At 72.8% G+C, this 15375-nt stretch carries 10 protein-coding genes; 6 read left to right on the top strand and 4 right to left on the bottom strand.

The window, feature by feature from the left end; all coding sequences use genetic code 11:
- Positions 1-419 precede the first annotated feature (419 nt).
- Positions 420-2420 (bottom strand): AfsR/SARP family transcriptional regulator, encoded by a 2001-nt coding sequence (locus QUY26_RS05035; protein ID WP_289943895.1) that lies wholly within the window; start codon positions 2418-2420, stop codon positions 420-422.
- Between the two features lie 316 nt (positions 2421-2736).
- Here QUY26_RS05035 and QUY26_RS05030 point away from each other — a divergent pair, with 316 nt between their 5' ends.
- From QUY26_RS05030 to QUY26_RS05010, 5 genes are all read left to right on the top strand, one after another.
- Positions 2737-4500 (top strand): fatty acyl-AMP ligase, encoded by a 1764-nt coding sequence (locus QUY26_RS05030; protein ID WP_289943894.1) that lies wholly within the window; start codon positions 2737-2739, stop codon positions 4498-4500.
- Positions 4497-6182, top strand: coding sequence for an acyl-CoA dehydrogenase family protein (locus QUY26_RS05025; protein ID WP_289943893.1), 1686 nt, complete (start codon positions 4497-4499; stop codon positions 6180-6182). Before QUY26_RS05030 ends, QUY26_RS05025 begins: the two co-directional genes overlap by 4 nt.
- Complete coding sequence (locus tag QUY26_RS05020; RefSeq protein WP_289943892.1) at positions 6179-7864, top strand: acyl-CoA dehydrogenase; 1686 nt, start codon at positions 6179-6181, stop codon at positions 7862-7864. Before QUY26_RS05025 ends, QUY26_RS05020 begins: the two co-directional genes overlap by 4 nt.
- Before the next feature lie 99 nt (positions 7865-7963).
- Complete coding sequence (locus tag QUY26_RS05015) at positions 7964-8248, top strand: acyl carrier protein (protein WP_289943891.1); 285 nt, start codon at positions 7964-7966, stop codon at positions 8246-8248.
- Positions 8249-8400: 152 nt separating this feature from the next.
- On the top strand, positions 8401-9930 hold the full coding sequence (locus QUY26_RS05010) for an aldehyde dehydrogenase family protein (RefSeq protein WP_289943890.1): 1530 nt from the start codon (positions 8401-8403) through the stop codon (positions 9928-9930).
- A gap of 155 nt (positions 9931-10085) precedes the next feature.
- Here the strand turns inward: QUY26_RS05010 and QUY26_RS05005 are convergent, their stop codons facing one another.
- The 3 genes from QUY26_RS05005 to QUY26_RS04995 are packed head-to-tail and all read right to left on the bottom strand — an operon-like array spanning position 10086 to position 12888.
- Entirely contained in the window at positions 10086-10910 is an 825-nt protein-coding gene (locus tag QUY26_RS05005) for a DUF4097 family beta strand repeat-containing protein (RefSeq protein ID WP_289943889.1), read from the bottom strand.
- A gap of 53 nt (positions 10911-10963) precedes the next feature.
- A complete protein-coding gene (locus QUY26_RS05000) occupies positions 10964-11635 on the bottom strand; it encodes a response regulator transcription factor (RefSeq protein WP_289955487.1) in 672 nt (223 codons plus the stop codon).
- Positions 11636-11646: 11 nt separating this feature from the next.
- Positions 11647-12888: a sensor histidine kinase gene (locus tag QUY26_RS04995; protein ID WP_289943888.1), complete on the bottom strand. Its 1242-nt coding sequence runs from the start codon at positions 12886-12888 to the stop codon at positions 11647-11649.
- 329 nt (positions 12889-13217) lie between these two features.
- On the opposite strand from QUY26_RS04995, the gene QUY26_RS04990 reads away from it, so the two are divergent.
- Positions 13218-15341, top strand: a complete 2124-nt coding sequence (locus QUY26_RS04990) for an MMPL family transporter (protein WP_289943887.1) — start codon at positions 13218-13220, stop codon at positions 15339-15341.
- The last annotated feature ends 34 nt before the right edge of the window (positions 15342-15375 follow it).

Genomic DNA, 15375 nt, shown 5'->3' with positions numbered 1-15375 from the left:
ACCGGTCGTAGGCACCGCCGGGCCGAGTGTCCGGCGGGACGGCGCGGGGATCAGTGGGAGCCGGGGCGGCGTGGCCCGGCTGGGCGCCTACCAGTTGTGTACCGGCCGCCGCCACACTGGCGGCCGCCATTCCACCCCATCCGAGCAGTCGTCTCCGGTCGACGCTGCGTACGGAATCCGAGTCCATGAAGATGTTCCTCCTCGATCGGCGAACCGACCGTCGATAAGCGGTGGTTCATGCCTCCACTGAAGACGGAGGTCTGTTGCGCAGGCGTATGCGCTTTTCGATACGCCCGCGATACACCCCGAGCTGTACCGCGCCCTAGGGGAAGACGAGGAGGAGTCGGGCGCGAGGCACGACGGGGGTGAGGATTTCGACGCCTGGTGAGCGGGCCCTGCGGTGATCGCTGCCGCGCCGACTATTCGGGGGTCGAGATCCCGCGGGGTGCCGGCCGTCGTTCCGCCGCCGACCCGGCCGCCAGCTCCTCGGCGACGAGACGCGTGAGGGCGGTGCAGCGGAACCGCGCCCTGCCCCGCTCGTCGTGCGCCGAGGGCACCACGAGCCACGCGTCGGCCAACTGCTCCAACCCCGCCTCGACGACCGGCTCCAACTCCGGGTCCTCGACGAGGTCCGCCGCGCCGAACTCCGGCCCGTCACCCGGCCCGTCACCCAGACCACCCGGCCTGGCCCCCGGCCCGGCACCCGCCCCGCGCCCCTGCCCCCGCTCCGGCCCGGACAGCGCGCCCAGCCGCGGCAGCAGCGCCCGTACGTGCTCGGGGAGCCGCCGCACCGCCGCCATCAGCGTGCCGTGCAGGCTCTGCGCGCCGTAGCCCAGCTCACGCAGGCGGCGGGCCGGGTCGGCGAGGCGGGCCGCGAGGTCGGCGACGGTCCACAGCGGGCGGGCGGCCAGGCGCGCGCCGACCAGACGCACGGCCAGCGGGAGGCCGTCGCAGTACGCGACGACCGCGCGCGCCGCCGCCGGATCCCCGAGCACCGTCTCCCGGCCGCCGATCGCGGCCAGGAGTTCCACGGCGTCGGCGCCCGCCAGCGGTCCGAGGCACACCGTGTCCTCGTGGGTCACCGTCGGCAGCCTGCGGTCGCCGGTCAGGACGACTGCCGCGTGAGGGCTGCTCGGGACGAACTGCTCCACGTCCTGCTCCGCGGCCACGTCGTCCAGGACGACGAGCAGGCGCCGTCCGTGCGACGCGAGGCGGTACCTGCGGAGCAGTTCGGCCGCGTCGGCGTCCGGCGGGGGGCGTTCGTCCAGGCCGGTGAGGAGGAGGGTGAGGACGTGCTCCGCGCTGTGCGGGGCGCCGTCCGGTGCCGCGGCCCGCGCGAACAGGACGCCGTCCGGGAACAGGCCCGCGCGGGCGTGGGCGGCCCGGACCGCGAGCGCCGTCCGGCCGGAGCCGACCGGGCCGGTGACGAGGACGAGTGCGGGGGCCGCGCCCGTCCTCGCGGCTGCCCCGTCGGATTCAGCCGCCGCGGCGACCTTCCGCTCGACGGTGCGGAGTTCGGCCGCCCGGCCCAGGAAGGGGTCGATGTTCGGCGGCAGGAGCGCCGCCGTGGATCCGGACCGCTCGGGGCCTGTCGCACGGAGGGCCTGGGACGGGGCCGTGGGGGAGACGGAAGGCGTCGCTCCCGGCTTCCCTGCGGCCCCGGTCGTTCCCGTCGTCCCGGCCGTCGTGGCCGTCCCCTCGTCCAGCACCGACTGGTACGCCTCGGACAGCTCCGGCCCCGGGTCCACGCCCAGTTGCTCCGCGAGGAGCCTGCGCCCCTCGTGGTAGGTGAGGAGCGCGGTGGCCTGGCGGTTGCTGCGGCCGAGGGCGATGACCAGCTGGGCACGGAAACGTTCCCGCAGGGGGTGTTCCCGCACCAGGCTCGTCAGCTCGGGGACGAGGCGGGCGTCCGCGCCGAGCGCCAGGTCGGCCGTGACCCGCTGCTCGATGGTGGTCAGGTACGCCTCCTCCAGCGGGGGGCGCTCCAGCTCGGCGAGGTGGTCGGTGACGTTCGCGAGCGGGGTGCCGCGCCAGAGCCGGAGCGCGGCCGTCAGCTTCGCCGTCGCCGTGCGCTGGTCGCCGCGGTCGACCGCGCGGCGCCCGGCCTCCGCCAGCTCCTCGAACTGGACCAGGTCGAACACCGAGTCGGCGGCGTCGAGTTGGTAGCCCCGGTGCTGCCGGGTGAGCAGCGCTCCCTCGCCGAGGCTCTTGCGCAGCTTGTGGATGTACGAATGGATCTGCGCGTGCATCGAGGACGGCGGGTCCCAGCCCCAGAGCCGGGAGCTGAACTGCTCGTACGTCACGGGGCGGCCGCGGGCCAGGAGCAGGGTGGCGAGCACAGTGTGGATCTTGGCGCCGGACAGCGTGACCACGGCGCCGTCCGCGCTCGCCTCGACCGGTCCGAGGATGCGGAATTCCATCGCTTGCGAGCCCCCCTGCTCGTACTGCCCCTAGCCGTCCGGCGGTTGTCGCCCCGCCCCCTCCAGGTCGAACGGAAGATCGAGTGTACGGGGCGCCGTCCAGGGGCGACCGAGCCGCGCGGCGCCGCTTGGAGAGGCCGCTGGCGAAGCCGCGCGGCACCGTTTATAGAAACCGCATAGAGCGGATCAGTGTGCTGTACGTGACGGGAGGGACGGGGGCCGCCCGCGACGGCCGCGCCCCCGACTGCCCGTGCCCACCGCCGTCCTGACGGTGACCAGCGGCTCCTCGACCCCTTGACTCAGGAGTACACGAAGCATGGTGGACCTTCTCGGTGCGACCAGCGTGTCCGAGGTCTTCGCACGGCACGCACACGAGATCGGCGACCGGCAGGCCGTCGTGATCGTCAGCGACCCCACGGACCCCGCGTCCGCCCAGCGGCTCACGTTCGCCGAACTCGACCAGGCGGCCCGCGTGTTCGCGCGCGACCTGCGCGAGGTGTGCCCGGTGGGCGCGCGCGTCCTGCTGCTCCAGCCGACCTCGGCCGAGTTCGTCGCGGCCGTCCTCGGCTGCCTCTACGCGGGCCTGGTGGCGGTGCCCTCCTCGATGCCCGGGCGCTACCAGCAGGACCAGCGCCGGGTGCGCGGCATCGCCCACGACGCCGACATCGGCTGCGTGCTGACCGCGCCCGACGAGCGCGACGACGTCCTTGCCTGGAGCGAACAGCAGGGCATCAGCGCGCCGGTGCTCTCCCCGAGCATCGATCTCGGCCGCCGTGCCGACGACTTCGCCCTGCACACCGCCGACCGCGAGGCCGTCGCCGTGCTCCAGTACACGTCCGGCTCGACGAACGACCCCAAGGGCAGCATCGTCACGCACGGCAACCTGCTCGCGAACGCGGCGACCACGGACGCGGCGTTCCCGCTCGCCGAGGGCGAGACGTTCGGCGGCTGGCTGCCGAACTACCACGACATGGGCCTGATGGGACTGATCCTGTCCCCGTTGCTCGCCGGGCACGGCTGCGTCCTGATGCGGCCCGCCGCCTTCCTGCGGCGGCCCCGGTCCTGGCTGGAGCTGATCCAGAACTTCGACATCGCCGTCTCGGCCGCGCCGAACTTCGCATACGAACTCTGCGTCACCCGCGTCGCCGAGAAGGACGTCGCGGGACTCGACCTGTCCCGCTGGAAGTACGCCGTCAGCGGCTCGGAACCGGTCAAGGCCAGCGTCCTCGACGACTTCGCCGAGCGGTTCGCGCCCGCCGGGTTCCGGATCGAGCAGTTCGCGCCGTGCTTCGGCATGGCGGAGGCGACCCTGCTCGTCTCCAGCTCCCCGCGCCGCACCCCGGTCGTGCTGCGCTGCGACCCCGGCGCCCTGGAGCACGGCCGCCTGGAACCGGCCGCCGACGGCCCGGCCCGCACCCTGGTGAGCTGCGGCGCGCTGCTCGACATCGAGGCCAGGATCGTCGACCCGGTGAGCCTGGAGGAACTGCCGCCGGGGCAGGTCGGCGAGCTGTGGCTGCGCGGTGACTCGGTCGTGCGCGGCTACTGGCGCAACGAAGAGGCGACCGGCGCCACCTTCGGCCAACGGCTCGGCGACGAGGGCGGGTTCCTGCGCACCGGGGACCTCGGTGTGCTCGTCGCCGGGGAGCTGTACATCACCGGACGCATCAAGGAAATGATGATCATCCGGGGCCGCAACGTCTACCCGCACGACATCGAGCACGAACTGCGGCAGCACCACGAGCCGTTGCGCGACACCGTCGGCTCCGTGGTGTCCGTGCCCGCGGACGACAGCGACGACGGGCGGCTCGTGGTCATCCACGAGGTCCGCCGCCGCGCCCCGGACGAGGAACTGGCCGCGCTCGCCGCACGGATGCGCAACACCGTGTCCCGCGAGTTCGGGCTGCGCGCGCACTCGGTGCTGCTGATGCGGCGCGGCGGGGTGCGGCGCACCACGAGCGGCAAGGTCCAGCGGTCCGCGATGCGCGCGCTCTACCTCGAGGGCGCGCTGCAACCGCTGTGGTCCGACGGCTACCAGGAGCGGGCCGAGCCGGCCGTATCCGCGACAGGAGAGTTGAGTTGAGTACATCCGAGCTGGCCGCGGAGGTCGACCTCTGGTCACGGCCCGGCGGCCCCTTCGACCCCGCGCTGCTGGCCGCGCACGACGAGGCCGAGACGTTCCCGGCCCAGGCCTGCGCGGCCCTCGACCAGTGGGGACTGCCCGACCACTACGTCCCCGGCAGGCACGGCGGGCGCCTGGAGCGCCTGGACGAGGTGCACGGCCTGCTGCGCGCGGTGGCGGCCCGTGACCTGACCGTCGCCGTCGCGCACGGCAAGACGTTCCTCGGCACCGCCTCGGTGTGGGCCGCGGGCGACAGCGCGGCGGCGGCATCCCTGGCCCGGCACGTCCTCGCGGGCGAGCCCGTCGCCTGGGGACTCACCGAGCCGGACCGGGGCAGCGACCTGCTCTCCGGCGAGGTCACCGCGGTCAGGGACGGCTCCGGCTGGCGCCTTTCGGGGCGCAAGTGGCCCGTGAACAACGCGACCCGCGGCCGCTTCGTCTGCGTCCTGGCCCGCACCGACCCCGGCGGCGGACCGCGCGGCTTCAGCGTGTTCCTGGTGGACAAGGACGCCACGCCCCGCGGCACCGTGCGCCACCTGCCGAAGGTGCCCACGCACGGCATCCGCAGCGCCGACATCAGCGGCGTGGAGTTCCGGGACGCCCGCGTACCCGCCCACGCGCTCATCGGCACCGTCGGCGGCGGCCTCGAACTCGTCCTGAAGTCGCTCCAGCTGACCCGGGTGGCCTGCGTGGCGCTGTCCCTCGGCGCCGGCGACCACGCCCTGGAGATCGGCCGGGACTTCCTGGCCGAGCGCCGACTGCACGGCAGGCGCCTGGCCGACCTGCCGCACGCCCGCGCCGTCGCGGGCCGGGCCGTGGCCAGGCAACTGCTCGCCGAGGCCGTCTCGTTCACGGCGGCCCGCGCCGCCCACGAGGTGCCCGAGGAACTGAGCACCGTGTCCGCGATCACCAAGGCCCTGGTGCCGACCCTCGTGCAGGGCCAGCTCCGCCTCGTCGGCGAACTGCTCGGCGCCCGCTCCTTCCTGACCGGCGTGGACGGCTACGGCGGCTTCGCCAAGATCGAGCGGGACCACCAGGTCGTCGGCATCTTCGACGGCAGCACCTGGGTCAACCGCAGCGCCCTCGCGACGAGCCTGCCCGCCCTGCGCCCCGGCCGCCGCCCGCGCCCCGGCACCGGCCGCCCCGTGCGGGAATGGCTGCGCGCGGACCACGAGCCGGCCGCCCTCGACCTGAGCCGCCTCGGCGTGATGCCGCGCCGCGACTCCGTCCTCGGCGCCCTCGGCGAACTCGTCGCCGCCCTCACCGCCGAGCCGCCCGGCGGCGCCGACCGGCTCGCCGCCCGCCTGCTCGACGCCCACGGCGACCTCGGCACCCGGATCGCCGCGCTCCGGCCCGCCGCGGGCCTGCCCGCGACGGCGACGATGCGGCTCGCGGAACGCTACGAGTGGTGCTTCGCCGGGGCCGCCGCCCTCGCGGTGTGGGCCGCCAACCCGCAGGCCCACGACCGCCCCGCGTGGCGCGAGGGGCTGTGGCTGCGCGGCGCGCTCGCCCTGGCCCTCGAAGGCCTCGGCACCCGGCCCCCGGAGGCGAACGCCGTCTTCGACGAACTCGGCCGTCTGCTCCTCAGCGACGACGGCGCCCGTGTCTCCCTGTTCGGCACGCCGGTGGAGGTGTCCGCATGAGTGACGTCCACGCACGCATGGAAGCCCTCGAGGAACGCCTCGGTGACCCCTTCGACGCCGCGGGCGGCGCGGGGTTCGCCGCCGTCCTGACCGCCGACGAACGCGAGGAGGTCCCGGTCGGCGGCGCGAGCGCCCTCGACGAGTTCGGGATCCTCTCCGAGTTCGTGCCCGGCGCGCTCGGCGGCCGGCTCGAACGCGTCGACCACCTCATCGAGCTGATGCGGTCCGTCTACCGGCGCGACCCGAGCCTCGGCCTCGGCCACTGCTCCAGCTCCCTGCTCGGGGCGGTCAACGTCTGGACCGCCGGATCGCCCGACCAGCGGCGCGACACCGCGGAACTGCTGCTCGCGGGCCACAAGGTCTCCTGCGCGTTCCACGAGCTCGCGCACGGCAACGACATCGGCTCGGTCGAGTTCGCGGCCACGCCCGCCGAAGGACGCCTCGTCCTCAGCGGCCGCAAGGAGTCCATCACCAACCTGGACCGGGCCGACGCCATGGTGTTCCTGGCCCGCACCGACCCCGACGGCGGCCCCCGCTCCTGCTCCCAGCTGCTCGTGCCGACGGCCGACCTCGACCCGGACCGGGTGCGGTTCCTGCCGCGCTTCCGCTCCGTCGGGATGCGCGGCGTGCGCCTCGGCGGCATCGCGGTGGACTCCTTCCCCGTCGCCGCCGACGCGCTGCTCGGCGCCCCGGGCACCGGCCTGGAGACGGCCAACCGCGCCTTCCAGCTGACCCGCATCGCCATGCCCGCGATGAGCACGGCGATGCTGGACACCGGCCTGCGCGTCACCCTGCACCACATGCGCGCGCGCCGCCTCTACGGCCGCGACGCCGCGTCCATCCCGATGGTGCGCACCACCCTGGCCAACACCTTCGCCGACCTGCTCCTGTGCGAGGCGTTCGGGGCCGTCGCCGCCCGGTCGCTGCACGCCCTGCCGGAGTCCGGCAGCGCCTACGCGCCCGCCGTGAAGTACCTCCTGGCCGGGGTGACCCTCGACGCGTTCGAGCAGCTTTCGCTGGTGATGGGCTCCGAGTTCTACCGCCGCGACGGGCAGCACGGGGTGTTCCAGAAGATGGCGCGGGACATCAAGCCGGTCGGCTTCGGGCACATCGCCCGCGCCGCCTGCCTGTCCGCGGTGCTGCCGCAACTGCCCGTGCTCGCCCGCCGCTCGTGGCGGGACGCGGCCCCCGCCCCGGCGGCCCTGTTCGTCCCCGACGCCGAACTCCCGCCGCTCGACCTGCCCGGCCTGCGGGTCACCGCGGGCGGCAAGGACGGTCTCGTGATGGCGCTCAACGCCGCCCTCGACGACGACGTCCCCGCGGCCCTGCGGCCCCTCATCGAGCGTCAGATCCGCGGTGTGCGCGCACTCACCGAGGCCTGCGCGGGCCTGAAGCCGCGCGATCTGTCCATCGCCGCCACCGTCGAGGTCCGCGACCTCGCCGCCCGGTACACCACGGCGCTCGCCGCCGCCGCGTGCGTCGGGGTGTGGCGGCACGCGCCCGGTGACGACTTCCTGGCCCGCCCGGAGTGGCTCGTCGCCGCCCTGACCCGCCTGGAAGGCATCACCGCAGGACAGCCCGTCGACGTACCGGACGACGTGGAGGGCGCCCTCGTCGACGAACTCCTGAGCCGCGACGACCGCACGGTGAGCTTCGGCATCTCCGCGCGCCAGTACCGCTGACCGGCCCGACCGGTCGGGACCTGCCCGCGTGCCCGGCCGGATTCCGGCACGCAAGGGCGACAACAGACATGTACAGCAAGTGACCTGAGGAGCAATCAGATGGAGAACACGGCTTCCGACACGCTCACCCTCGACGAGCTGGAACGCTGGCTCGTCGACCGGGTCGGCGAGTACGTCCCCGACCTGGACGCGCCGGTCGACCCCCAGCAGGAGCTCGGGGAGTACGGCCTCGACTCGGTCGCGGTGGTCGCCTTCGCCGCCGACGTGGAGGACTGGCTGGGCATCCAGGTCGAGCCGACGGCCGTGTGGGACCACCCGACGGTCGCGCGGCTCGCCGCCTATCTGCTGGCCGAGCGGGAGCAGCAGCGGGCGGCCACCGCCTGACGGCGATATCCCCGTTGTCACGATCTTCGGCAAAAGTTGTGACATGGAGATCAAGGTGGCTAAGGGTCCATTGACACGGCTTTCCGGCCGTGTGCCGACATGCGCGTGCTTGTGCGTGTCGGTGTTCACACGTGAAGAGAGGGCTGGCCAACATGGCTGACTCGAAGAGTGCCGCGACCGCGCGGCAGACCGTGTCGCGCAATCCCGCCGACCTCGCGGACGTCGTCGCCGAGCGGACGCTGAGCGACGCGGACGGCCTGGTCGCCGCCGCCCGGGCCGCCCACGGCGCGCGCACCGCGTGGGCGGCGCTGCCCGCGCCGCTGCGGGGCCGGGTCGCGCAGAACGTGGGACGCCTCGTGGCAGAGAACAAGCAGGCGCTGGCCGCGCTGATCACCCGGGAGGTCGGCAAGCCCTACGGCGAGGCCCTGGGCGAGGTGCAGGAGGTCATCGACACCTGCGACTTCTTCCTCGGCGAGGGCCGGCGCCTGTACGGCCAGACCGTGCCCAGCGAGATGCCCGACAAGCAGCTGTTCACCTACCGCAAGCCGCTGGGCACCGCCGTGATCGTGACGGCGGCGAACTTCCCGGCCGCCGTGCCCGCCTGGTACCTCGTACCGGCGCTCCTGTGCGGAAACACCGTCGTGTGGAAGCCGTCGGAGTCCGCGGTCGCCGTCGCGGAGGCCCTCGCGGCGCTGTTCACCGCGGGCGGGGTGCCCGAAAACGTGCTGCGCCTGGTGCACGCCGACGGCGAGGCCACGTACGCGGGCCTGGAGCGGGCCCTCCAGGAGGGGCTGGTCCAGAAGATCGGGTTCACCGGGTCGACGGCCGCGGGCCGCAGGGTCAGTGAACTCGCCGGGCGCCATCTGCAGTCCCCGTGCCTGGAGCTGGGCGGCAAGAACCCGCTGCTCGTCACGGACGACGCCGACCTCGACCTCGCCGTCCAGGGCGCGGTTTTCAGCGGTTTCGCCACTGCGGGACAGCGCTGCACGTCGCTGGGCACCGCGATCGTCCACCGCGACGTGCACGACGAGTTCCTGCGCCGCTTCAGCGCGGCCGTGGAGGACCTGACCGTCGGCGACCCGCGGCGCGACGAGGTGTTCTACGGCCCGCTCATCGGCGAGCGGTACCTGGCGGACTTCCTCGGCTCCCTGGACCTCGTCCGCCCCCACCACGCCCTGTCCGGCTCCACCGCCACCGGCCGGATCACCTCCGCGAGCCCGCGCAAGGGCTTCGTCGGCGACCCGGACGCGGGCGTGTTCGCGCACCCGACGATCGTGGCCGGGGTGCGCCCCGACGACGAGCTGTACCGCACCGAGACGTTCGGGCCGCTGGTGTCCGTCATGGCGTACGACACCTTCGACGAGGCGCTCGACCTCGCGGGCGGCCACGGGTACGGCCTGTCGGCCGCGATCTACACCGACTCCGCGCGGACGGCGTTCTCCTTCCGCGAGCGCTGCACGGCGGGCATGGTCAGCGTGAACAACTCCACCGTCGGCGCGGAGGCGCACCTGCCCTTCGGCGGCAACGGCCTGTCCGGCAACGGCAGCCGCCAGTCGGGCATCTGGGTCATCGACCAGTTCACCTCGTGGCAGTCGGTGAACTGGGACTACGCGGGCACGCTCCAGCGCGCGCAGATGGACGTCCAGGACATCGACGCGGACCTCGGGTTCCGGCTGCCCTGACCCGGCCCGCGCGCGCAGCGCGTCGAACGAGCGAAGGACGCCTCCGACCACGGTGTCGGAGGCGTCCTTCGTGTGGCCTGCGGCGCGGGGGATGCCGCGGGCCCGGAGGCCGCCGCCGGGCGGGGGTCCCGGTGGCGGCGAGGTCGGTGGGCGCGTCAGCCGCCGCGCACAGTCACGTCGCCGATCTTCGTGCGGGCCTCCACCGGCGTGCCGGACGAGGAGTCCCGGTCGATGTCCACCTTGCGGTCACCGATCTTGGTGAAGGCGTTCACGTCGTACGGTCCCGAGTCCTTCGGCAGGTGCAGCTCCACGTCGCCCATCTTGCTGACGGCCTTCAGCTTCTCGAACGGCTCGATGTCCTCGAAGCGGATGTCGCCCAGCTTCGACGTGGCCTCGGCGGTGTCGAAGTCGACGTGCTCGAAGGTGACCGCGCCGGTCTTGCTGAAGCCGACGAGCCGGGCACCGGTGACGTGCTCGAGACGGACACCACCGATCTTGGTGCGGGCCTCCACCGATCCCCGTACGCCCTTCACGGACACGTCACCGAGCCGGGTCTCGACCTTGACGCGGGTGCCGGCCGGCACCGTGAGGCGGTAGTCGGAGCCGCACTTGCCCATGCCCTCCCCGCAGTCGGTGTCGATGCGCAGGGTGTCGCCGTCCTGCTCGATCTTCTCGTCGGGCGAGCGCAGGGACTTCGTCAGCTTCTTGTGCAGCTCAGGCTTCTCGCCCTGCCCGGCCACGTCGATGTCGATGTCGCCGCTGTCGATCTCGACCACCACGTTGCGGGTCGAATTGTCGATCGCGGAGGTGTCGGTGTCGGTGCGGGTGACCAGGAACAGCAGCAGGTACCAGGCGGCTCCGCCGACGAGCGTGATGCCGGTGAGGATCGCGACGATGCGGATGACGCGCCGCACGACGGAGCGCCTGGGGCGGCCCGCGGGGCTCGGCGCCGAGCCGGTCGAGGTGAGGGTCTCGTACATGTCCAACTCCGGTCTTGGATGGTCAGCGCGGCTCGGTGGGGGGCAGGGGGCACTCACTCCGGTGATCTGCGGGCGTCGGCGAGCGAGTCGAGGTACTGCAGGACGGCGAGGACACGGCGGTGGCCCTGGTCGTCGGGGAGCAGGTCGAGCTTGGTGAAGATGGAGCGGATGTGCTTCTCCACGGCGCGTTCGGTGATGAACAGGCGTTCCGCGAGGCCGCCGTTGTTGAGCCCCTCGGCCATCAGCGCGAGCACCTCCCGCTCACGCGCGGTGAGCGGCGCCAGGCCGTCCTGCTTCTGCGTGCCCGCGAGCACCTGGCTGACCACCTCGGCGTCGAGAGCCGTGCCGCCCTCGGCGACGCGGTGCAGCGTCGCCACGAACTCGTCGACGTCGGCGACGCGGTCCTTGAGGAGATAGCCGAGCCCCACGCTGCCGTTCGCGAGCAGCTTGGAGGCGTACCTGGCCTCCACGTACTGCGACAGGACGAGGACGGGCTGGCGGGGGTCGCCCGCGCGGATCGTCAGGGCGGCACGCAGCCCCTCGTCGGTGTGGGTGGGCGGCATGCGCACGTCCACCAGGCACAGGTCGGGCGCGACGTCGGCGACCAGGGCGAGCAGTTCGTCGGCGTCCCCGGCCTGCCCCACGACGTCGATGTCCTCGTCCATCAGCAGCTTGGCGAGGCCGCTGCGCAACAGGACGGAGTCTTCCGCGATGACAACGCGCAACATGGTGATGCTCAGGCCTTCCAGGGAAGCGTGACGTCGACGACGGTGGGGCCACCGGCGGGGCTGGAGAGAGTGAGGTGGCCGTCGACCGCGTGGATCCGGTCCCGCAGGCCGCGGATGCCCGAGCCCCGGTCGGCGTCGGCGCCGCCGATCCCGTCGTCGGTGACGAGCAGGCGCAGCAGGTTGTCCTCGCGGAAGACCCGCACCGCCGCCCGGTTCGCCGCCGCGTGCTTGGCGACGTTGGTCAGCAGCTCGGACACCACGTAGTACGCGACCGCCTCGGCCCGCGGGGAGGGGCGCTCGGCGAGGCCGATGGAGAGCGTGACGGGGACCGGGCTGCGGGCCACGATCGTGGTCAGGGCGGGTTCGATGCCCTGCTCGGTGAGGATGGACGGGTGCAGGCCGCGGGTGACGTCCCGCAGCTCCTGCATGGCGGCCTTGGCCTCCTCGTGCGCCGCCATGAGGAGCTGCCGCGCCTTCTTCGGGTCCCGGTCGAAGCGGGACTTGGCCCGGCCGAGGCTCATGGCGACCGAAAGCAGCCGCTGCTGCGCCCCGTCGTGCAAATCGCGCTCGATGCGCTGACGCTCCACCTCGGCCGCGTCGACCATCCGGGAGCGGCTGTCCTCCAGGTCCAGCATGCGGCGGACGAGGTGGTCGACGCGGTTGGCGCCGAGCATCCGGGCGACCATCGCGGACTCGGTCCTCGCCAGCGGCCCGCTGACCCACAGCCCGGCGGCGAGCAGGGCGAGACCGATGGCGAGGCCGAGCACCATCCCGGCCACGGTCGAGGGGTCCACGCCGAGCAGCGAGGCGCCACCCGGCAGGAACCAGCCGAGCACGGGGAGCAGCGCGAGCAGCAGCCCCGCCGCGAGCAGCCCCACCACCAGGCCGCCGACCCCGAGCCCCCACATCGTCATGACGCAGGTGAAGCCGAGCTCGCGCCAGGCACGGCGGCCGAAGAGCCGCTCCAGGCGGTCCTTCCAGCCACCGCCGGACTGCGCGAGCGGCATGTCGATGTCCAACTCCTGCAAGAAGTAGAGGCGTTCGCGGTCCACCCGGGCGATCCACCCGGCCAGCTTCATGGCCAGGGGCAGCAGCGGCAGACCGAGGAGCAGCAGCGGCGTGAGGCCCGCGCCCAGCGTGAACAGGATGACGGGCACGCAGTACAGCGGCGTCATCGCCAGTGTCGTCAGCAACTGCAACAGGTCGTTGCGGGTCTCCCGGCCGAGCGGTCCTCGTGCGATGCGATACAAGGCCGCACGGATCCGCGGTGGTCTCAGCCTCACGTCGCCCCTCCGGTCCTCCAACTCGACTACCAGGGATCTTAGGCAGCACGGCGGCTGTTCTCCGAGCGTGCAGGCGCTTCCTTCCCCGGTGGTGGCAGCACTACCGGCCCAAGGGTGGCTGCACGCCTGACCGCCGGGGTGGCCGCTGCGTAGCGTCACGGCGTACCCCCTGACGAGGAGCTTTGACGATGTCAGTGACCGAGGAATCCCAACAGAGGGCGGCCGCGCGCCAGCACGGCGCCCCATCGGGGAGCGCCCCGCCGCGCGGAGTCGTGGAACGCACGGCTGCCTGGAGCATGGCTCACCGCAAGACGACGCTGCTGCTGTGGATCCTCGCGGTGATCCTCGCGTACGGGGCGAGTCTGGTCACCGGCGTGGAGGACCAGGAGGACGCCGACAGCCTGACCGGTCAGGCCGCCGTCGCCGAACGCATGCTGGACGACGCGGACTTCGCCGACGAGGGCGTGGAGCGCGTGCTGATCCAGGCGCGCAGCGGCAAGCTCTCCGACGCCACGGCAGACTCCGTGGTCTCCTCGCTGCGTGCGCGCTACGCCGATGTGAAGGACGTGGCCCGCGTCGGTGACCCGGTCACCGCGAAGGACGGGCGCAGCGTGCTGCTCCCGGTCACCCTCGACCTCGGCACCGGCGACGACAAGAAGAAGCCCAAGGCCGTCGTCGGCCCGATGCTGAAGGCGACCGAGGCGGAGCAGAAGGCCCACGGCGACCTGCGCGTGGAGCAGCTCGGAAAGGGCTCCGTGACCAAGGAGTTGAGCGCCAAGCTGGGCGCCGACTTCCAGCGCGCGGAGTTCATCAGCCTGCCGCTGACCCTGGTGATCCTCCTGGTGGCCTTCGGTGCCCTGCTCGCCGCGGGCCTGCCGGTGCTGCTCGGCATCACCGCGGTGGTCTTCGCCATGGGGCTCGCCGGGGTCACCTCGCTGGTCGTCCCCGTGAACGAGAACCAGGCCAGCCTGATCCTGCTCATGGGGCTCGCCGTCGGCGTCGACTACTCGCTCTTCTACATCCGCAGGCGCCGCGAGGAGCGGGCCCTCGGCAAGTCGCCCGAGGTGGCGCTGCGGATCGCGGTGGCGACATCGGGGCGGGCCGTGCTCGTCTCCGGTCTGACGGTGGCCATCGCGATGGCCGGAATGTTCCTCTCCGGCAGCATGCTGTTCTCCTCGCTCGCCCTCGGCACCGTCCTGGTCGTCCTGGTGGCGGTCCTCGGTTCGCTGACGGCGCTGCCCGCCGCGCTCGCCGGGCTCGGCGACAAGATCGACCGGCCGCGGATCCCGCTGCTGTGGCGGCGCACCAACGTCGGCAAGGAGAGCAAGCTGTGGGGGGCCGTCCTGCGCCCCGTCCTGAAGGCGCCCGGAGTGTGCCTGACCATCGGCCTGGTGGCGATGCTTGCGCTCGCCGCACCCGCGCTCGGCATGAAGCTCAAGATGCCCGGAGACGAGGACCTGCCGCGCTCCTACGAGGTCATGCGGACCTACGACCGCGTGGTCGAGGCCTTCCCGAGCGAGGGCACCTCGCACGCCGTCGCCGTGCAGGCCGACAAGTCCCGCGCCGACGAGGTGGCCGAGCTCCTGACCGGGCTGCACGCCAAGGCCATGGCGACGGGCCGGTTCGCGGACGCGGACAAGCCGGACCTCTCGGTGTCCAAGGACGGCCGGGTCTCCCGCCTCGAACTGCACGTCAAGGGCGACGCCGACGGCAAGCAGGCCAAGGACACGCTGAAGCTGCTGCGTTCGGACCTGGCACCGCAGGCGCTGAAGGGCGCGGACGTCGACAAGTGGGCCGTGGGCGGCGCCACCGCCTTCTCCACGGACTTCTCCAAGACGCTCAAGGACCGGCTGCCGATGGTGATCGGCTTCGTGATGCTGCTCTGCCTGGGGATCATGCTGCTCGCGTTCCGCTCCGTGGCGCTCGCGCTGCTCACCGGCGCCCTCAACGTCCTTTCCGTGACGGCGGCTTACGGCATCCTCGTCCTGGTCTTCCAGCACGAGTGGGCCGAAAACATCCTGGGCTTTGACTCAAATGGAGCGGTCGTTTCCTGGCTGCCGCTTATCCTGTTCGTAGTTCTTTACGGCCTGTCGATGGACTACCACGTCTTCGTTCTGAGCCGGATTCGTGAGGGTGTCAGCCGGGGGGGCTCTGCACATGAGGCGATTAGGCACGGCATTCTCACCTCCGCCGGTGTGGTCACCACAGCCGCTGTGATCATGGTCGCCGTGTTCGCGGTCTTCGCGACGCTCTCGACCCTGGAAATGAAGCAGTTGGGCGTGGGACTGGCCGTCGCCATCCTGCTCGACGCCACCTTGATCCGCGGGGTGCTGCTGCCCGCCGCGTTGAAACTGCTGGGCTCGAAGGTGTGGGGCGAGCCGCGCTCGCCGCGCACCGTCCCGGCCGCCTCCCAGGACTGACCGGCCCGCGCGAGGGAGGGCCGGGCCCTGCCCG

The sequence above is a fragment of the Streptomyces flavofungini genome (genome assembly GCF_030388665.1).
Classification (GTDB): Bacteria; Actinomycetota; Actinomycetes; order Streptomycetales; family Streptomycetaceae; genus Streptomyces; species Streptomyces flavofungini_A.
This window is presented reverse-complemented; position numbering and strand designations above follow the sequence as displayed.

Excerpts from the sequence above, each read along its gene's own strand:
- QUY26_RS05035 (WP_289943895.1), bottom strand. The coding sequence starts at position 2,420 with ATGGAATTCCGCATCCTCGGACCGGTCGAGGCGAGCGCGGACGGCGCC.
- QUY26_RS05030 (WP_289943894.1), top strand. The coding sequence starts at position 2,737 with ATGGTGGACCTTCTCGGTGCGACCAGCGTGTCCGAGGTCTTCGCACGG.
- QUY26_RS05020 (WP_289943892.1), top strand. The coding sequence starts at position 6,179 with ATGAGTGACGTCCACGCACGCATGGAAGCCCTCGAGGAACGCCTCGGT.
- QUY26_RS05015 (WP_289943891.1), top strand. The coding sequence starts at position 7,964 with ATGGAGAACACGGCTTCCGACACGCTCACCCTCGACGAGCTGGAACGC.
- QUY26_RS05010 (WP_289943890.1), top strand. The coding sequence starts at position 8,401 with ATGGCTGACTCGAAGAGTGCCGCGACCGCGCGGCAGACCGTGTCGCGC.
- QUY26_RS05005 (WP_289943889.1), bottom strand. The coding sequence starts at position 10,910 with ATGTACGAGACCCTCACCTCGACCGGCTCGGCGCCGAGCCCCGCGGGC.
- QUY26_RS04990 (WP_289943887.1), top strand. The coding sequence starts at position 13,218 with ATGGCTCACCGCAAGACGACGCTGCTGCTGTGGATCCTCGCGGTGATC.